Raw genomic sequence first — 18,627 nt, 5'->3', positions numbered from 1 at the left:
TCGCGGGCCGTTGGTTCGGCCCCGTCGGTCGGGACCTCCTGACCGGAGACCGATTCTAGGCAGGCACTTCTCACGGCTCGGTGGGAAGGCCGGAAGGAACACACAGCATGGCGTTGCGCGTCGGGGTCGTCGGTGGGGGACAGCTCGCCCGGATGATGGTGCCGGCCGCCGTCGAACTGGGGATCGACATCCGGGTACTGGCCGAGGGACCCGGCATGTCCGCCGCGATCGCCGCCACCGCCGAGGGCGACTACCACGACGCCGAGACGGTGCTGGCGTTCGCCCGTGACGTCGACGTCGTCACGTTCGACCACGAGCACGTGCCGCAGGACGTGCTCCGCACGCTCGTCGACGCCGGGGTCGCGGTGCGCCCCGGCCCCGACGCGCTCGCCGTGGCACAGGACAAGATCGTGATGCGCCAGCGGCTGACCGACCTCGGGCTGCCCGTGCCGGACTGGGCCGCGGTGCAGGACGCGGACGCGCTGCGCGCCTTCATCGCCGAGCACGGCGGTCGCGCGGTCGTCAAGACGGCCAGGGGCGGCTACGACGGGAAGGGCGTGCGGGTCGTGTCCGACCCGGCCGAGGTCGACGACTGGTTCACCGCGATCGCCGAGGCCGGCGCCGACCAGGCGCTGCTGGTCGAGGAGCTCGTGCCGTTCACCCGCGAGCTCGCGCAGTCCGTCGCTCGGCGGCCCTCCGGCGAGGTCGTCGCCTGGCCCCTCGTCGAGACCGTCCAGCGCGACGGCGTCTGCGCCGAGGTCGTCGCACCGGCGCCCGACAGCGCCGGACGCATCGCGGACGTCGCCGAGTCCATCGCGGTCCGCCTCGCCGAGGAGCTCGACGTCACGGGCGTCCTCGCCGTCGAGCTGTTCCAGACGGGCGACGAGCGCATCCTGGTCAACGAGCTCGCGATGCGGCCGCACAACACGGGGCACTGGTCCATCGACGGTGCCACGACCAGCCAGTTCGAGCAGCACCTGCGAGCCGTGCTGGACCTGCCGCTCGGCGCCACCGGGATGCACGCGCCCGCCGCGGTCATGGTGAACGTGCTCGGTGGACCGGCCGACGGGGACCTCGCCGCCCGGTACCCCGACGCGCTGGCCGCCTTCCCCGAGGCCAAGTACCACTTCTACGGCAAGGCACCGCGCGCCGGCCGCAAGGTCGGTCACGTCACGGTGCTCGGTGACGACGTCGACGACGTCGTCTACCGGGCGCGCGCCGCCGCGGCGCACTTCGACGACTGACGCGACCGTCGGACGGCCGCACCACCCTGGAGGCCCGGAGCACCTCGACGACGCACGTCGCGTCGTACCGGTGCACCGGGCCTCCCGTCCGTCGACCGTCCGCAGGACGCGTGCCACCCGACCAGGTGGCACCCGCTCTGGCGACTGTCGGCGCGCGGACGAGCATGGTGCCATTGGGCTGTCCGGGTCGAGAGTCCGAGGGGGAGTCGCGCAGTGCGCCGTCACCAGTTCATCGCGGGCGCCGTCGCGCTCCTCAGCGTCGCCGGCGTCGTGTCGGTCCCGACCTGGGCGTCCGCGGCCACCACCGCGGCGCAGATCCGGTCGGCCTCGTCAGCGCAGCTGTACGGGAACGGACAGTACAACCCGCCCACGAGTGAGGCCGCGAAGAACGCCACCGCGCTCGCGACCACGGACCCCGCCGGCGCACGCGCCGCCGCCACGATCGCGAAGTACCCGGTCGCGACCTGGCTCGGCGAGTGGACCACCGGGGCGGCCCTGACCCGGACGCTCGACCAGGCGACCGCGGGTGCGGCGGCGAACGGCACCACCGCGATCTTCGTCACCTACGCGATCCCGCAGCGGGACTGCGGCGGCTACTCCGCCGGGGGCTTCGACGAGGCGTCGTACGACGCGTGGGTGGACCAGATCGTCGCCCGGCTGGCGGGCAAGCGCGCCGCGGTCGTCGTCGAGCCGGACGCACTGGCCATGCTCAGCAACGCGGCCTGCACGACCGTGCTCGACCAGCAGCGGTACCGGATCCTGTCCCGCGAGGTCGCGGCCTTCACCGCGGCCGGGATCCCCGCGTACCTCGACGCCGGGAACTCGAACTGGGTGCAGCCCGCCGTGATCGCAGCGCGGTTGAACAGCGCCGGCGTCCAGGGCGCCCGCGGGTTCTTCACGAACGTCGCGAACTACTACCCGACCGCACAGGAGCAGGCCTACGCGCAGAAGGTGTCGTCGCTGACCGGCGGCTCGCACTACGTCATCGACACGTCGCGCAACGGGCAGGGGTGGCGCGGGACCTGGTGCAACGGCCCCGGTGCCGGTCTCGGGACGACCCCGCGCGTGGTCACCGACGGCACCGCGCTCGACGCGCTGCTGTGGGTGAAGACGCCCGGTGCGAGCGACGGCACCTGCGGTGGCGCTCCGGCCGCGGGCAAGTGGTGGTCGGCGTACGCACAGGCCCTGGTCGCGAACGCCGCGCTCGGCGCGCCGCCGGCGGTGCGCGCACCCGTGGGCACGCTCGACGCCGCCACCGGCGGGACCCGCGCGGTCCGGGTGCAGGGCTGGGCGTACGACCAGCACGACACCGCAGCGACGGTGGACGTGCGGGTCAGCGTCGACGGCTCGGTGGTGTCGACGCTCGCGGCCGACGGCCCGCGGCAGGACATCGACGACGACTACGGGGTGGGCGCCGACCACGGCTACGACGCCACGGTCGCCGTCGCTGCCTCCGGTCCGGCGTCCGGGGTCCGGTCGGTGTGCGTGACCGCCGTCGGAGCAGCCACCGGTGCGGACCGCCGACTGGGCTGCGAGGACGTCGTCGTCTACGGGGACGACCCGGTCGTCCGGATCGACCGGGCGACGGTCGTGCGCGCCGGCATCGACGTCACCGGCTGGGCTGCCGACCCGGACGCCGGCACCGCGCCCGTCGCGGTCGACCTCACCGTCGACGGCAAGCGGGTCCGGAGCGTCACGACCACGATCGACCGGCCGGACGTCTCCGCTCCGACCGGGAGCGGCACCCGGCACGGGTACCGGACCGTCGTGCCCGCGGCGGCCGGGCAGCACACCGTGTGCGCGGTCGCGCGGAACCAGGGTGCCGGGGCCGATGTGCGGTCCACGTGCTCGACGCTCACCGTCGCGGCGAGTGCGCCGTGGGGCTCGCTCGAGTCCGTGTCCGCGCTGTCCTACCACCGGACGACCGTCACCGGGTGGGTGTTCGACCGGGATGCGATCGCCCGGGGGCTGACCGTGCGGGTGACCGTCGACGGCAGGCCGAGCACGACCGTGCTCACGGCGGACGCCAGCCGGCCGGACGTCGACGCGACGTGGGGATCGGGTCCCGCGCACGGGTTCTCCGGGCGGATCCCGTCGTCCTCCGGGACGCACACGTTCTGCGTGACCGCGGTCGGGGCGGGGAGCGGCGGCGACAAGGCGCTGGGCTGCCGGACGGTGCGGGTGCCCTGACACGGCGACCCGGGTGGGCCAGGGTCGTGCTCCGCTAGCCTCGTCGGGTGACCGACACCACCGCTCCCGCTCCGCTCGTCTCCATCGTCATGGGCTCCGACTCGGACTGGCCGACGATGCGCGCCGCCGCCGACATCCTGACCGAGCTCGGCATCGCCTTCGAGGCCGACGTCGTCTCGGCACACCGCACCCCCGACAAGATGGTCCGCTACGCCAGGGCCGCAGCCGGGCGTGGGGTCCGCGTGGTCATCGCGGGAGCGGGGGGAGCGGCGCACCTGCCGGGCATGGTCGCGTCCCTCACGACGCTGCCCGTGATCGGCGTGCCCGTGCAGCTGGCACGCCTGGACGGTCTGGACTCGCTGCTGTCCATCGTGCAGATGCCGGCCGGCATCCCGGTCGCGACGATGGCGATCAACGGCGCGGCGAACGCCGGGCTGCTCGCCGCACGCATCATCGGATCGGGCGACCCGACCGTGTCGGCCCGTCTTGCCGAGTACGCCGAGGGCCTCGAGCAGGTCGTCGAGCAGAAGGCGGCCGCTCTCCGGGCCCAGCTCTAGCGGCACCGAGGGCCGGCACCGTGGTGGTGCCGGCCCTCGCCGTCGTCCCCGCCGTGCGAGTCCGGCTACTCGTGCTTGCGCGCGAACAGATGCAGGTTGCCGATCGTGCTCTCGTAGACGTCCTGGTCCCCGGGGAACGTGCCCTCGGCCCGCCACTGCCAGAACTTCCACTTCGTCCAGCTGTGGCCGAGCTCGCCGGGCGAGGTGAAGTCGTTCACGGGGTAGATCGCCACGAACAGCGGGTTGTCCGAGAACTGCCGGCTGTTGTTCGTGCAGCGCTTCCACCAGTCGGTGGTCGTGTAGATCGCCGGGTAGCGGTGGATGCGCTCGTACACGCGGTCCGAGAAGTCGTGGATCCAGGTCCGCATCGCGCCCCAGCTCAGGCCGTAGCAGGTGCCCTGCGACGCGTTGCCGTACTCGATGTCGAGCAGCGGTGGCAGCGTGATGTCGTCGTCGCTCCACCCGCCGCCGGAGGCGAAGAAGAAGTCCGCGGTCGCGCGTCCGCTCGCCTGGCTCGGCTGGGCGTAGGCGTAGCCGCCGCGGACCATGCCGGCCTGCGCCGCGTCGAAGTACTGCTTCTGGTAGGTCCGGCTCGTGTAGGTCGTGCCCTCGGACGCCTTGATGTACGCGAAGCGCGCACCGTTGGCGTAGGCGGTCCGGAAGTCGGCGTCGGGCTGCCAGGCGCTGACGTCCATGCCCTGCAGCTTGCCGGGCGGCGGACCGGAGGCTGCGGCGCGGGCCTGTGGCGCCGCGAGCGTGGTCGTGCCGGCGGCCGCACCCGTCGCGGCCGCGTGCGCGTCGATGCTCGAGCCCATCGTGTGGTTCCCCGTCGCGTCCTGTGTCGCGAGCGACGGGTCGCCGTCGGTCGTGGTGTTCGTCGTGCTGACGGTGTTCGCCGTGGCGGTCGTCGGTGCCGGGCCGCTGGCGGCGTCGGCCGGGCCGGAGATCGCGACGGTCACCAGCAGACCTGCTGTGATCACCGCCGCCGTCGTGGTGGTTCGTCGCGCAGTCGCACGCATCCGGTTCGCTCCCCTGTCAGAGATGCCGGAACGGACGTGCCCCGGCCGTGTTCCGAGGAAGCCTAACTGACGTGTGTCGTCCTGCCGGGTCGACGAGGGCCGTCCGCACGTTCCCCGGTCAGAGGTCGGCGTGCAGCTGCCACGTCTCGGTGGCGGAGTCCCGCCAGTCGAACATCCGCGCTCGGTCGGGGCCCGCGATGGCCAGGTGACTGCGGAGCAGCGGGTCGTTGACGACCTGGTAGACCGCCTGTGCGAGGCGCTCGGCGTACCCGGTCCGGGGTTCGAGGGCGACCGTCACACCGGCGTCGGAGGCCACTTCGCGCACTGCGGGGTCGTCGGAGTGGATGACCGGCGTGCCGAGGCTCATCGCCTCGACGACGGGGAGCCCGAACCCCTCGGCGAGGCTCGGGAAGACGAAGACCGTCGCGCGGTCGTAGACGACGGCGAGGTCGGTGTCGTCGACGCGTCCGAGGACCTTGACGCGGTCCTGGGGCAGGCCCGCCTGTTCGGCGATGCCCACGACGTCGACGTCGCCCCAGCCGTCGGGACCGCTGATCACGAGCGGGACGTCGGACGGTGCGTCCGGGTGCGCCATGGCCTCGATCAGGTGCTGCAGGCCCTTGCGCGGCTCGAGCGTGCCGACAGCCAGGACGTACCGGTCGGGCAGCCCGAGCCGCTCGGCACGGAGGTCGGCGTCGACCGGGACCCGGAGCCGCCCGGAGGGGGCACCGCCGATGACCCGCAACCGGTCGTCGAACCGGTGGATGTCGTTGAGCGCCGCCGCCACCGCGTGGGTGGGCACGACGACCGCGTCTGCGTGCTTCCACGCGCGCTTGACCATCGCCTTGTGGAAGTGCACCCCGCGCGACGTGAGCGTCTCCGGGTGGGTCCACGGCACGGTGTCGTGCACGGTCACCACCGTCTGCCGCCCGGGCTCCTGGAAGCGGTTGTGCTTGACGAGCGGCGCCATCACGCTCGGGGCGTGCAGCATGCCGTGTGACGCACCGCGTGCCATGCCGCCCTGCCAGGCGAGCGCGAGTTCGCGACGGGGGAGTGCGAGGCGGTCGACACCGCCGAGTCCGGGCAGGAGCGTCCGGATGTGGGCCAGGTCCGCCGGCGACACCGCGGACACCACCGCTTCGACGTCGCAGCCGGTCGGCGCGGTCGCGACGAGCTGACGCGTCAGTTCTTCCGCGTACCGTCCGATGCCGCCGGGGACCGGTGCGACGACCTGGTCCACGATCACTCGGAGTGTGGTCACGGGGCTCCTCGAGAGGTGGCGGGCAACGGGCTGCCAGAGACTAGCAGGCGGGGATCGGCACTCGGTGAGGGCGTCACCCCGGGCGAGCGGGGTCGCGTGTCAGCCCTGGATGACGAACCGGCCGTCCTGCTGGGCGAACTCGGCCCCGTCCCGCAGCACCCACACGTCGAGGTAGTCGACCCGGACGTGTTGGAGCCGGTCACGGTTCTCCGCCAGGAACGACCGGACCTCGGGTGTGACCGGGTACCGGATGTCCGGTCCGATGGCGAGCGCACCGAACTTCCCGTCCTCCGGCTTGCCCGATGCGTACCCGCGGAAGTACACGCCCCACGTCGAGCCGTACTTCACGAACAGGACCCGGTGGTCGGCAGGCATGCCCTCGGCGCGCAGCGCGTCGCCCAGCAGGGCGATCCCGGCGGGCCGCGCGGCTGCGATCGTCGAGGCGAGGGTCGCCGCGGGGACGACGGCGGCGAGAGCGAGCGCCGTCGCGACCACCCGCATCACGACGCCCGCGGTCGAGACGGAGGGTCGTCGTGCTCGCAGACGCACCTCGGACGCCGATCGCCGGGGAGCGCGGGGCCGTCGTGGGTCGGCGACCCGGGCGAGTCGCGTGTACCCGACGGCGGCGAGGGCGACGAGGAACGGCATCCACACGTCGTAGTAGTGCGGGAGCGCCACGTGCGCGACCACCGTCGAGAACAGCATCAGCGCCGCCAGGGCGACCACGAGCACGACCACCAGCCGGTCCGGCCGGACCACGAGCGCGGCGAGGACACCGACCCCGAGGACGGCGACCATCACCCACCCGATGCCGTTCGCCATGAAGGCGAAGTCCGCCCACCACGGGGCGTGCAGGTAGACGACGCCGTTGATCGTCGTGCGGTGGCCGCCGCCGTTGTGCGCCGTCTGGAAGGCGATCATCCGTTGGATCGGGGCCACGACGCCGAGCGGGACGTAGACCAGGACGACGACCGCCGCGGACGCGACCGCGGCGAGCGGCGCACCGATCAGCAGCGCACGCCACCGCCGGTGCACGATCGGCACGGTGATCAGCGCGACCACGAGCACCGCGGTCGTCACCTTGCTGGAGACGGAGAGCCCGAGGAACACCCCGCTGAGGACCGGCCACCACCAGCGCCACTCGCGGGTCCACGCCCAGGCGCAGGCGAGCGACGCGACCGCGAACACCACCATCACGGGTTCGAGCAGCGCGAACCGGTCGATGCGCGCTCCGATCCCCGAGCCCAGGTCCGGCCACGCGGCGCCGATCGCCCGCGGGGTGAGCCACCAGAGTCCGGCAGCCAGGAGCGCTCCCCAGAAGCCGAGTGGTCGTCGGAGCCACCAGAAGAGGAGCAGGCCGGTCGCCAGGACGGCCGTCGCGGCGACCAGCCGGGGACCGAACACGCCCTGGCCGAAGACGAGCTGCGCCGCACCGAACAGGAACTTCGCCAGCGGCGGGTGTTCGGTGTTGCCGGTGAAGTCCCCGTGCACGTACTGCCAGCCGACGCTGACGTAGACCTGCTCGTCGTTCATGATCGTCTGCGCGCCGAGCCGCCAGAACAGGTCGAACGCGGTGGCGGCGAGCACGAGCACGAGCGCGGCGACGCGGAGGGGCAGCGACCTGGTGGACACCGAGCGATCCTGACAGACGACCCGGTGCGCCGGGAGCGCCGCGCCGGAGTTCGGGGCGCAGGTCGACGGATGGCACGATGGTCGGGTGACCCGAACACCGCCGACGGCAGCGTCGACCGCCCCGACGGCTGCGGCGTCCGTCGCGCGGCGTCCGCTCGCGGTGATCAGGGGCTCGGTCGTCCTCGGTGCGGCGCTCGTCGTCGCCGTCGTGCTCGTCGCCGTCGTCGTGGCCCAGCAGCGCCTGCAGGTCACGTCCGGCGACGGGATCTCGTACCTGTCGATCGCGCAGCAGTACGCGCGCGGGGACGTGTCGGACGCGGTCAACGCGTACTGGTCGCCGATGGTGTCGTGGTTGTCCGCGCCGCTCATCGCGGCCGGGGTCGGCCTCGAGGACGCGATCGGTGTGGTCAGCTGCTTCGCCGCCGCCCTCGTCGTGGGCGTCGGCGGGTGGCTCGTCTGGAGCGAGACCCGACGCATCGTCCCGGCACTCGTCTACATGGTCGTCGTGACGCCGGCGGTCATGCAGGCAGCACCCCCGCGCACCCCCGACCTGCTCGTGGTCGCCTGGGTCGTCGTGTTCCTGTGGGCGTTGCGCTGGGCCGACCGGTCACTGCGTTCCGGCGTGCGGACGCGTGTGGCGTCGGCCGCCGTGCTCGGGCTGGTCGTGACCCTGGGGTACTGCACCAAGCTCTACGTCCTGCCCGTCGCGGTCGTGTCGGTCGTTGCGTGGTTGCTCGTCCGGTGGTGGTCGGCGCGGCGCACGGGCCCGGACCGGGAGCGGAACCGCCGCCCGTGGCTCACCCCGGTGGTGGTGGCGGTCGCGTTCGCGCTGACCGCGGCGCCCTGGGTGGGGGCGCTCAGTGCCAAGTACGACGGGGTGATGATCGGATCGTCGTTCGGGGTGAACTTCGGCAACAAGTTCAGCTCGGCCACGAACGACCAGGGCTGGCCGTTCCTGCCCGTGCCGCCGAACCCGGCTGCCACCACCCCGAACGAGGACTTCACCCCCGGCGTCTACCGCCAGGGACCGTTCGACCGGCCGACCGACACACCGGCCCCGACCTCGACCTCGACCGCCGCCGCCGCCGCGACCACGGCGACGACCCCGGACCGGTCGCTCGCGGGCAAGGCGCGGTACTACGTGTCGCAGCGGCTGCAGGCGTTCCCCTTCTACGTGAAGAAGATCTCCGACGCGAACGTGGCGACCCTGCCGGTCGGGCTGCTGTTCGCCGCCGCGCTCGTCGTCGGGGCGGTCCGGTTCCGGCGGTCGCCGTTCGTCGTCCTGACCGGGGTGGTCGGGCTGGTCTACTTCCTCGGGTACGCCGCAATCACGTCGGCCTCGAGTGCCGGCGGCAACGTCCGGTACTACTGGCCGCTGTTCCCGGTGGCCATGCTGCTCGCGACGGCGGTGCTGCCTCGGGTGTGGCGCGCCGCGTCCGTCCGGGGAGTGGTCAGCCGGGTCGTCGTCGTGCTCGTGGTGCTCGCGCTCGCCGTGGCCTCCTTCGCCCAGAACGTCCTCGGGACGCAGGCACCCTTCGTGGCCTCCACGGCCAGCGGTGTCGCCGTGCCCGTGCTGACCGGCCCGGGGAAACCGCCGATCCGTCAGCTCGCCGAGGACATCACGGCGAGCGGTGACCTGCCCGCCGGTGCGCGGGTGATCGGCACGAACACCCGTGTGACGTCGAGCCTGGCGCTGCTGGTCGGCGCGCATGCCTACGGCCGGTCCGGTCAGGGCTACGCGATCGACTCGGCCGAGCAGCGGGAGCTGTTCTCGCAGGTGGGGATCGAGTACTTCCTGCAGTTCGACGACGCCGGGCAGCCGGAACGGGACTACGCCGACGTCGGGACCCGGGTGGGGTCGTTCGTGGCGCTGATCCCGTGCACGGACGACAGCCGGGGTGGCTCGGCGACGCCCTGTCGAGTGGACATCGTCCGACTCGACCCCTGACGCGTTCCCGTCGCCGCCGGAAGCCGCCGGAGGCCGACGCCGGAAGCCGAGACCGGCAGACGCCGCCGACAGACGACGGTGCGCGGCCCCGGTCGGGACCGCGCACCGTCGGTGGTGGGACTGACTAGGCCAGGACACCCGCCTGGACCGCCGCGTGCAACGCCGCCCGCCAGTCGCGCATCGGCTCGAGGCCGGCGCGATGCCAGGCGTCGTGACCGAGCACGCTGTAGGCGGGGCGCGGAGCCGGACGCACGAAGGCCGAGCTGTCTGTCGGCAGGACCCGCTCCGGGTCGAGGCCGACCTCGGTGTAGATCGCCTTCGTGAAGTCGAGCCAGGACCCCTGGCCGCCGTTCGTGCCGTGGTAGATGCCGGCCGGAGCATCCGCGTCCAGGAGCGCGACGATCTGGCGGGCCAGGTCACCCGTCCAGGTCGGCTGCCCGATCTGGTCGGTGACGACGCTCACGGTGTCGTGCGACCCGGCGAGGCGGATCATCGTCTTCGCGAAGTTCGGACCGCCGGCGCCGTAGAGCCACGCGGCCCGCACGATGTACGACGAGTCCGGGGCGATCGCGCGCACCGCTGCTTCGCCGGCCGCCTTCGTCCGGCCGTAGGCGCCGATCGGGTCGGTCGGCTCGTCCTCGGCGTACGGCGAGGTGCCGTTGCCGTCGAAGACGTAGTCGGTGGACACGTGGACGAGCTTCGCGCCGGCGGCGACCGCGGCGGTGGCCAGGACCTCCGGGCCGCGGGCGTTGACCGCGAAGGCCGCTGCCTCGTCGGACTCGGCGTCGTCGACCTTCGTGTACGCCGCCGCGTTGATCACGACGTCGTGGCCGGTGACCGCCGCGGAGACGGCGTCCTGGTCGGTGATGTCGAGATCCGCGCGGGAGAGCGCGGTGACGTCACGGCCGGCGAGTGCCTGCTGGAGGTCCTGGCCGAGCATGCCGGCGGCGCCGGTGATGAGGTACCGGGTCATGCGAGCGCCGCGCGCTCCTTGAGCGGCTCCCACCAGGCGCGGTTGTCGCGGTACCACTGCACGACGTCGGCGAGGCCCTGCGCGAACGGGACCTGCGGCTCGTAGCCGAGCTCGGCCTGGATCTTCGAGATGTCCACCGAGTAGCGGAGGTCGTGGCCGAGGCGGTCGGCGACGCGGTCGACGTAGGACCAGTCCTTGCCGGTTGCCTCGAGCAGCATCTCGGTGAGCTCCTTGTTCGTGAGCTCGGTCCCGCCGCCGATGTTGTAGATCTCGCCCGCACGGCCCCCGACGAGCACCATCGCGATGCCGCGGGTGTGGTCGTCGACGTGCAGCCAGTCGCGGATGTTGTTGCCCTCGCCGTAGAGCGGGACGTGCACGTCGTCGATGAGGTTCGTGACGAACAGCGGGATGACCTTCTCGGGGAAGTGGTACGGCCCGTAGTTGTTCGAGCAGCGCGTGATCGAGAGGTTCATGCCGTGCGTGCGGTGGTAGCTGCGGGCGAGCAGGTCGCTGCCGGCCTTCGACGCCGAGTACGGCGAGTTCGGCTCGAGCGGGCGGTCCTCGGCCCACGAGCCTTCGCTGATCGATCCGTAGACCTCGTCGGTGGAGACGTGCACGAAGCGCTCGGTGCCGTGGCGCAGGGCCGCGTCGAGCAGGCGCTGGGTGCCGACGACGTTGGTCTCCACGAAGATGCCGGAGTCGCGGACGGACCGGTCGACGTGCGACTCGGCCGCGAAGTGCACGATCGCGTCGACCGTCGGGACGACCTCGTCGAGCTTCGCGGCATCGCGGATGTCGCCCTGCACGAACGAGTACCGCGGTGAGTCCGCGACCGGGGCGAGGTTCTCGAGGTTGCCCGAGTACGTCAGGGCGTCGTAGACGACGACCTCGGCACCTTCGAGGCCGGGGTAGGCGTCCTCGAGGGTTCTGCGGACGAAGTTCGAGCCGATGAAGCCGGCTCCTCCGGTGACGAGGATCTTCACGCTGGTTTCCTTTTCGTGGCCGATGGAGGTCGGCTCGATGTGCCGACGACGGTCGCCCGGCAGTCTAGCGGCGTCGTCCAGGGCCGTCAGTCGCGCGCGAAGACGATGATCGTGAACGCGCTCTCGGCCCACTGCCGCTCGACGTGCCACCCCTGCGCGGCGAGCTGCTCCTCCGGGATGCGGGGCTGGTCCGGCGTCGCCTCGCCGACGAACCAGACCCGGTCGACGCCCTCGGTGCTCGGCAGGGGGTCGGCGGTCGTGGTCCGGTCGGCCCAGAGCTGACCGATCGAGACGGCACTGCGCCGCTCGGTCAGGTCCCGCATGCCCGCGAACGCCTGCGGGTAGGACGACGCGACGAACTCGGTCGTGCGGTTGGTGTGGCTCGGCAGTGGCCCGTAGTAGACCGCGTCGACGGTGCCGGCCGGCTCCTTCGCGCGCTCGGTGGTGATGAGCGCCGCCGCGACGTTCCAGGTGGAGTCGTCCTTGGAGGTCGGGGTGCGCTGCGCCAGGTAGATCGGGGCCACCAGGCCCGCGGCCACGACGAGCGCCGCTGCGGTCGCGGTGCGCCACGGCAGGCACGTCAGCGCCAGCCCGAGCAGCACCGCGACGAACGGGGTGCAGAAGGTGAAGTAGCGCGGGTCGTAGAACGGCCGGATCAGGATCGACACGGCCACGACCACGACGGTGGGGATGACGACGACCGGCACGGCGACCTCGAGCGCGGGGATGCGTGTCCGGAGCCGGGGCACCGCGAGGGTCGCCACGGCTCCGACCGCCATGAGCACGAACGGCACCGGAGCCCACGCCCCGAAGCCGAGGAACCACTGGTCGACGAAGACCCGCTTGGTCAGGGCCGGGCCGATGGTCAGCGGACCCATCCAGTACAGCTGCGCGGTCTGGCCGGAGACGGTCCGGACGAACGGCAGCAGGGCGGCACCGGTGACCACCGCGGCGCCGAGCCAGAACACCGCCGGCCGCACCATGGACGGTGACCGGCGACGCGCGAGGCGGCGCAGCTGCCAGAGCGCGAGGGTGACGGCGTGGGCCACGAGGATGAGCGCGACGTAGACGAAGAGCACGCTGCCCGCGATCGCCACGACCGCGTAGAGCACCCACCACAGCCAGACGCTGCGACGTCGCTCCACCGTGGCGGCCACCGCGACGACGAGCAGCAGGGTGAGCCCGACCGCGGCGGCGGCGGTGAGGGCGTTCGAGCGCCCCTCGATCGCCGAGAAGGTCACGCGCGGCAGGATGCAGTACACGATGCCCGCGGCGACGGCCGGGCGGATCCCGGCGAGCCGGTGGACCAGGAGCACGACCAGCCCGGCGGCGAGCCCGGTGGCGAGTGCGCTCGGCAGCCGTAGCCAGAACGGGCTGTACGGCACGACCTCGAACCACAGGTGCAGCAGCAGGTAGTAGAAAGAGTGAACCCCGTCGACGTTGTGCGCCATGTGCCAGAGTTCCGGGATCGACCGCCGGACGCCGCTCATCGTGGCCGCTTCGTCGGCCCACGCGGCCGGGATCCACGACCCCGCCGCGCCGACCACGACGCCGAGCACGGCCACGGCGGCCGCCCAGAGCAGGGTCGATCGGGTGGGACGGCTGTCCGTCGTCACCTCAGTCCCCGTACCGTGCGAGCTTCTGCAGGTCGAGCTGTTCCTCGGCGAGCGTGCGGTTCAGGCGGGTCAGGTCCGCGACGACGCCGATCACGATCGCGAGCACCGCCGTGATGAGCAGCACCACCCCCAGGATGATCGACTGCAGGTGGTTGCCGCCGGAGTGCATGGCCAGGAGCACCAGGTACCGGACGAGCGGCCAGGCGCCGAGACCACCGAGCACCAGGGCGACCCAGAGGAACAGCGCCATCGGGCGGTACATCAGGTAGACGCGGGCGATGGCGGAGCCCGACTGGAACATGTGCTGCCAGATGTTCTTGAAGAGCCGGGACTCGCGGGTCTTCGCGTTCGTGGTGATCGGGATGCTCGCGATCGCCAGGCGCTTGTAGCCCGCCTGCACGATGGTCTCCATGCAGTAGCTGAAGCGGGTCACGATGTTCAACCGGATCAGCGAGTACTTCGAGTAGGCGCGGAACCCGCTGGCGGCGTCGGGAAGGTCGAGACCGGCCGCACGGCTGGCCACCCAGGACCCGAAGCGCTGCATGACCTTCTTGAAGCCGGAGAAGTGCTCGATCGTGCGGGTCTGCCGGTCGCCGATCACGATCTCGGCGGTGCCGGCGATGATCGGCTGCACGAGTTCGGTGATGTGCGCCTGGGGGTACTGGTTGTCGCCGTCGGTGTTGACGACGATGTCCGCGCCGTGCAGCAGCGCGTAGTCGACCCCGTCCCGGAACGACCGTGCGAGCCCCATGTTCGTGGTGTGCCGGACGAAGTGCCGGACACCGTGGGCCTTCGCGACCTCGACGGTGCGGTCCGTCGACCCGTCGTCGATGACGAGCACCTCGATCTCGTCGATGCCCGGGATCGAGGTCGGGATCGTCTCGAGGACGGCGGGGAGCGTGTGCTCCTCGTTGAGACAGGGGATCTGCACGAACAGCTTCACGTGGGTGACGGGTCCTCGGAGGTCGGCGTGGCGGGCAACCCGACCATCCTACGGGCGCGAGCCACTGTCATGATGGCGGGATGGCCTCCGTCGACCGTCCCCGCTTCCTCCGACGGCTCACCGACCGGTTCCGGCGTCCTGCCGGTCGACGTCCGGTGCTGGGCTACGTCGTGCACGGCGCCGGCGGTCTGCACGCGCCCTCCGCGCACGTCCGGGTGGTGCAGCGCGTCGAGATGACTGCCGCGTCCGGCCGGGCCGACGTCGTCCAGGTCGACCCGGCGGCCTACGCGGCCGGCGCGGACTCCACGCGGTACGACGTCGTGCTCGTGCAGCGGGACGCCCTGCCGGCTGCCGTCCTCGATGCCTTCCTGGACCGGCTCCGGACGACGGGGACGCGTCTGGTCGCCGAGGTCGACGACGACTTCTTCACCGACGAGGCGCGGGACCGCCTGAGCCGCGCCGAGTACGACCCCGGCCGCCTGGCGTCGGTCACCGCGGTGGTGCGCGCCGCCGACACCACGATCGTCAGCACGCCCGCACTCGCCGAGGCGGTCCGGCGTGTCGGCGGCACTCCCGTCGTCGTCGAGAACCAGGTCGACCCGCGACTGTGGACCTCGCCGATCGCGACGGACGCACCCGCGAGCACCGATGCACCGGCAGACACACCGGCAGACACACCGGCAGACGCCCGCACCGAGGGCGCGCCGCACCGCGTCCTCTACGCCGGGTCCCGCACCCACGGCGCCGACCTCGCCCTGCTGCGCCCGGTCTTCGACGGGCTGGTCGCGCCGGACGGCCGCCCGGTCCGCCTCGAGGTCGTCGGGGTCAGCGAGGACGTCGAGGACTGGTACGACGACCTCCCCGTCCCGGACAGCGCCGGGCACTACCCCGCCTTCGTCCGCTGGCTCCGCGGGCACGCCGCGCGCTGGGACGCCGCCGTCGCTCCGCTCGTCGACGAACCGTTCAACCACGCCAAGAGCGACCTGAAGTTCGTCGAGTACACGCTCCTCGGCCTGCCGGTCGTGCTGTCCGACGTCGGCCCGTACCGTCGCCACGCCGAGCTGGCGACGGTCGTCCCGAACACCACGGCTGCCTGGCGGGAGGCCGTGGTCGCCGCGGTGCAGACCGGCTCGCGACGGCAGGCCGACGAGTACGTCCGTGCGCACCGGCTCATCGGCACCGACGACGTCTGGGAGCGCACCTTGCGGGTGTGAGCCGGATCGAGACCGCGACCGACCAGGACCGGGACAGCGGCGGTCAGTACAGGAACGACAGCCAGAGCACGCCGCTCGCGAGCAGCGCGACGACGGACAGTGCCGGGAACAGCACGGCGGCGTGACGCTCCCGCAGCGCCAGGCGCGCCGGCACCAGTGAGGCGAGCCCGAGGACGAACGGTGCGAGCAGCGGGATGAAGTACCGGCCCTGCACGCCGACCGCCATCGGGTCGCCGACCGCGTTGAAGGTCAGGTAGAGCGCGCCGATCACCGCGAAGCCCGCGACGACGCTGCCGAGCAGGAACGTCAGCCCGACGATCCGTCGGAGCCGCTCGGCGTGGAACGCGGCGAGCACGACCGTGACGATGCACATCGTGACGAACGGCTCCACCTGGTGGACGGTGTTGTACCCGAAGTTGCCCGTCAGGCTCTCCGTCCAGGACAGCCCGAAGACCTCGATCGTGCGCCAGAGCACCACCGGGACCTGCAGCGGGTGGTGCAGCAGGTACTCGATCTGCGCACCGCTGTCGGCGCCGCGGTCGTAGGTCGCGGCGATCGCGGTCGTCGAGTTGCCGGTCATCTTCAGCACGACGAGCGCGACGGCTCCGACCAGGACGACCATGCCGGCCGCGACGGCCTTGCCCACGAGCGCCGGACGTCCGACCCGCTCGGCGATCCGTGCCGGCAGCATCCGGGCACCCGGTATCGCGAGCAGCGCCAGCACCAGCACCACGTAGGTGGGTTTCGCCGCGGCCATGCCGAGCCCCGCCGCCACGGTGCCGGCGAGCATCAGCGCCCCGGCCGGTCTGCGATCGAGCGCGAGTCGGGTGACCGCGGCGGCGAACAGGAGTGCGATGCCGTCCGTGTACGAGTCGGCGGTGACGTACGCGGCCTGGAAGACGGTCTCTGGCAGGAGCCCGACGGCGAAGAACAGCCACCGTGCCCGGAACGGCGCCAGGACCGCGACGGCGATCGCCCCGAGCGCGACGAAGACCAGCCCGTTGAACAGCTTCGCGAGCATCATCGTGGTGCCGACGTCGGCGCCGAGCACCGAACCGATGCGCATCCCGACGGCAGCCGGCAGGTACGGCACGAAGCTCGATGCCGACGCGTTCGAGACGTCGTAGTCGACGGTGGGGTCACCGCGTTCGACCACGGCGGCGTTCAGCCGGTGCACTTCGCCGCGGTTCGAGAAGTCCGCCCGTTCCCAGGACGGTGCGCTCCGGTCGACGCCGTTGGACGCACTGAACCCCGCTGCTTCGAGCGCCATGATCTTCTCGGGCACCGCCGCGCCGAGCGTCTTGCCGTCGTCGCGCTGGTACGGGAGCGGGATCCCGCGGCTCACCTGGTAGGCCCGTGCGACGTGCGACTGCTCGTCGAGCCCCCACCCGACCGGGACGACCGCGCAGAACACCGAGACGGCGGCACCGGCGATGGCCGCGAAGACCCAGGCGGCTGCGTGACGACGGAGATGGGCGAGCAGCGATGTCACAGGTGGTTCCCCCGGTTCAGTACACAAACCACGCCATCGTAGCGGCGGTGCGCGTTGCTAGGATCGCCGGGTGCAGATCCGCGAACTGAAGATCCAAGGCGCGTGGGAGTTCACCCCCGTCCAGCACGGCGACGCACGAGGAGCCTTCCTCGAGGCCTACCGTGCCGACGTGCTCGAGACGACGGTGGGCCACCCCCTCGACCTCCGGCAGGTGAACATGTCGGTCTCCGCGCGCGGTGTCGCGCGCGGGATCCACTACGCGCTGGTCGCCCCGAGTCAGGCGAAGTACGTCACCGCCGTGCGGGGTGCGTTCATCGACTACATCGTCGACATCCGTGTCGGCTCGCCGACCTTCGGCCAGTGGGACTCGGTGCGCATCGACGACGTCGACCGCCGCGCCGTGTACCTGTCCGAGGGCCTCGGGCACGCCATCGTCGCGCTCGAGGACCAGAGCACCGTGAACTACCTGGTCAGCGCCCACTACGACCCCCAGCGCGAGAAGGGGATCAGCATCCTCGACCCCACCGTCGGTCTGCAGCTGCCCGACGGCATCGGCGAGCCCGTCCTGTCCGAGAAGGACACCAGCGCGCCGACCCTGGAACAGGCTGCCGAGCAGGGCCTCCTGCCGACGTACGACGAGTGCATCGCCTACACCGAGTCCCTCCGGACGAACAAGTAAAGGAGACCCGATGAAGGGCATCATCCTCGCCGGCGGTTCCGGCACACGCCTGTGGCCGATCACCAAGGGCATCAGCAAGCAGCTCATGCCGATCTACGACAAGCCGATGGTCTACTACCCGCTGTCGACGCTGATGATGGCCGGCATCAACGAGGTCCTGGTCATCACCACGCCCGAGTACAACGACCAGTTCCGGGCGCTGCTCGGCGACGGGTCGGCCCTCGGCATGGACATCCAGTACGCCGTGCAGCCGAGCCCCGACGGACTCGCCCAGGCCTTCGTCATCGGCGAGGACTTCATCGGCGACGACAGCGTCGCGCTGGTGCTCGGCGACAACATCTTCCACGGCACCGGCCTCGGCACGAGCCTGACGAAGAACACCGAGGTGCAGGGCGCCACGATCTTCGCGTACCACGTGGCCGATCCGAAGGCCTACGGCGTGGTCGAGTTCGACGACGACTTCACGGCGGTCTCCATCGAGGAGAAGCCCGCCCGTCCCAAGTCGAACTACGCGGTCCCCGGCCTGTACTTCTACGACAACGACGTGGTCGCGATCGCGAAGACCATCGAGCCCAGTGCCCGCGGCGAACTCGAGATCTCGACGGTCAACGAGCGCTACCTCGAAGCGGGCACCCTCGGCGTCGAGGTCCTCGACCGCGGCACCGCCTGGCTCGACACCGGCACCTTCGAGTCGATGATGCAGGCGTCCGAGTACGTCAAGGTCATCGAGGACCGCCAGGGGCACAAGATCGGGTGCATCGAGGAGATCGCCTGGCGCAACGGCTGGATCGACGACGACGCCCTCGCGGCGCTGGCCGCTCCGCTCGCGAAGAGCGGCTACGGCGTCTACCTGCAGCAGCTGCTCGCGAGCTGACC

Annotated in this window: 15 protein-coding genes; 7 read left to right on the top strand and 8 right to left on the bottom strand. The window is 71.8% G+C overall.

Going from position 1 to position 18,627, the window contains the following annotated elements; genetic code table 11:
• Positions 1-107 precede the first annotated feature (107 nt).
• The 3 genes from DEJ13_RS11615 to purE all read left to right on the top strand — a co-directional run bounded on the left by DEJ13_RS11615 (position 108) and on the right by purE (position 3,991).
• Entirely contained in the window at positions 108-1,244 is a 1,137-nt protein-coding gene (locus tag DEJ13_RS11615; RefSeq protein WP_111106610.1) for a 5-(carboxyamino)imidazole ribonucleotide synthase, read from the top strand.
• A gap of 213 nt (positions 1,245-1,457) precedes the next feature.
• Positions 1,458-3,434 (top strand): glycoside hydrolase family 6 protein, encoded by a 1,977-nt coding sequence (locus DEJ13_RS11610; RefSeq protein WP_111106611.1) that lies wholly within the window; start codon positions 1,458-1,460, stop codon positions 3,432-3,434.
• A 47-nt stretch (positions 3,435-3,481) separates the two neighbouring features.
• Positions 3,482-3,991, top strand: a complete 510-nt coding sequence (gene purE / locus DEJ13_RS11605; RefSeq protein ID WP_258374064.1) for a 5-(carboxyamino)imidazole ribonucleotide mutase — start codon at positions 3,482-3,484, stop codon at positions 3,989-3,991.
• 65 nt (positions 3,992-4,056) lie between these two features.
• Here purE and DEJ13_RS11600 read toward each other — a convergent pair whose 3' ends face one another.
• The 3 genes from DEJ13_RS11600 to DEJ13_RS11590 form a co-directional block, all read right to left on the bottom strand.
• Entirely contained in the window at positions 4,057-4,971 is a 915-nt protein-coding gene (locus tag DEJ13_RS11600; protein WP_181436997.1) for a GH25 family lysozyme, read from the bottom strand.
• 157 nt (positions 4,972-5,128) lie between these two features.
• Positions 5,129-6,271, bottom strand: coding sequence for a glycosyltransferase family 4 protein (locus tag DEJ13_RS11595; protein WP_111106613.1), 1,143 nt, complete (start codon positions 6,269-6,271; stop codon positions 5,129-5,131).
• Positions 6,272-6,370: 99 nt separating this feature from the next.
• The gene (locus DEJ13_RS11590) at positions 6,371-7,903 is read right to left on the bottom strand and encodes an ArnT family glycosyltransferase (RefSeq protein WP_181436998.1); all 1,533 of its coding nucleotides are present in this window, start codon (positions 7,901-7,903) and stop codon (positions 6,371-6,373) included.
• Positions 7,904-7,988: 85 nt separating this feature from the next.
• On the opposite strand from DEJ13_RS11590, the gene DEJ13_RS11585 reads away from it, so the two are divergent.
• Complete coding sequence (locus DEJ13_RS11585; RefSeq protein ID WP_181436999.1) at positions 7,989-9,851, top strand: hypothetical protein; 1,863 nt, start codon at positions 7,989-7,991, stop codon at positions 9,849-9,851.
• Positions 9,852-9,975: 124 nt separating this feature from the next.
• Here the strand turns inward: DEJ13_RS11585 and rfbD are convergent, their stop codons facing one another.
• The 4 genes from rfbD to DEJ13_RS11565 form a co-directional block, all read right to left on the bottom strand.
• Positions 9,976-10,824, bottom strand: a complete 849-nt coding sequence (rfbD, locus tag DEJ13_RS11580) for a dTDP-4-dehydrorhamnose reductase (protein WP_111106615.1) — start codon at positions 10,822-10,824, stop codon at positions 9,976-9,978.
• Positions 10,821-11,807, bottom strand: a complete 987-nt coding sequence (gene rfbB, locus DEJ13_RS11575) for a dTDP-glucose 4,6-dehydratase (RefSeq protein WP_111106616.1) — start codon at positions 11,805-11,807, stop codon at positions 10,821-10,823. The genes rfbD and rfbB overlap by 4 nt, the downstream gene beginning before the upstream one ends.
• A gap of 86 nt (positions 11,808-11,893) precedes the next feature.
• Positions 11,894-13,423, bottom strand: a complete 1,530-nt coding sequence (locus DEJ13_RS11570) for a glycosyltransferase family 39 protein (protein ID WP_056118532.1) — start codon at positions 13,421-13,423, stop codon at positions 11,894-11,896.
• Between the two features lies 1 nt (position 13,424).
• Complete coding sequence (locus DEJ13_RS11565) at positions 13,425-14,366, bottom strand: glycosyltransferase family 2 protein (RefSeq protein WP_056118530.1); 942 nt, start codon at positions 14,364-14,366, stop codon at positions 13,425-13,427.
• An 80-nt stretch (positions 14,367-14,446) separates the two neighbouring features.
• Between DEJ13_RS11565 and DEJ13_RS11560 the strand changes: the two genes are divergently transcribed.
• Positions 14,447-15,580, top strand: a complete 1,134-nt coding sequence (locus tag DEJ13_RS11560; protein WP_111106617.1) for a glycosyltransferase family protein — start codon at positions 14,447-14,449, stop codon at positions 15,578-15,580.
• 43 nt (positions 15,581-15,623) lie between these two features.
• Here the strand turns inward: DEJ13_RS11560 and DEJ13_RS11555 are convergent, their stop codons facing one another.
• Complete coding sequence (locus DEJ13_RS11555) at positions 15,624-17,072, bottom strand: DUF2142 domain-containing protein (protein ID WP_181437000.1); 1,449 nt, start codon at positions 17,070-17,072, stop codon at positions 15,624-15,626.
• A 70-nt stretch (positions 17,073-17,142) separates the two neighbouring features.
• On the opposite strand from DEJ13_RS11555, the gene DEJ13_RS11550 reads away from it, so the two are divergent.
• Complete coding sequence (locus DEJ13_RS11550) at positions 17,143-17,751, top strand: dTDP-4-dehydrorhamnose 3,5-epimerase family protein (protein WP_056118521.1); 609 nt, start codon at positions 17,143-17,145, stop codon at positions 17,749-17,751.
• A gap of 10 nt (positions 17,752-17,761) precedes the next feature.
• The gene (rfbA, locus tag DEJ13_RS11545) at positions 17,762-18,625 is read left to right on the top strand and encodes a glucose-1-phosphate thymidylyltransferase RfbA (protein WP_111106619.1); all 864 of its coding nucleotides are present in this window, start codon (positions 17,762-17,764) and stop codon (positions 18,623-18,625) included.
• The last annotated feature ends 2 nt before the right edge of the window (positions 18,626-18,627 follow it).

Origin of the sequence: Curtobacterium sp. MCLR17_007, assembly GCF_003234655.2 — a bacterium.
In the GTDB taxonomy this organism is placed as follows: domain Bacteria; phylum Actinomycetota; class Actinomycetes; order Actinomycetales; family Microbacteriaceae; genus Curtobacterium.
The sequence above is the reverse complement of the archived record's forward strand: the minus strand, read 5'-3'. Positions and strand labels throughout refer to the sequence as shown.

Bases quoted from the DNA above. Each gene is read 5' to 3' on its own strand.
- rfbA (WP_111106619.1), top strand. From the start codon at position 17,762: ATGAAGGGCATCATCCTCGCCGGCGGTTCCGGCACACGCCTGTGGCCG.
- rfbD (WP_111106615.1), bottom strand. From the start codon at position 10,824: ATGACCCGGTACCTCATCACCGGCGCCGCCGGCATGCTCGGCCAGGAC.
- DEJ13_RS11560 (WP_111106617.1), top strand. From the start codon at position 14,447: ATGGCCTCCGTCGACCGTCCCCGCTTCCTCCGACGGCTCACCGACCGG.
- DEJ13_RS11615 (WP_111106610.1), top strand. From the start codon at position 108: ATGGCGTTGCGCGTCGGGGTCGTCGGTGGGGGACAGCTCGCCCGGATG.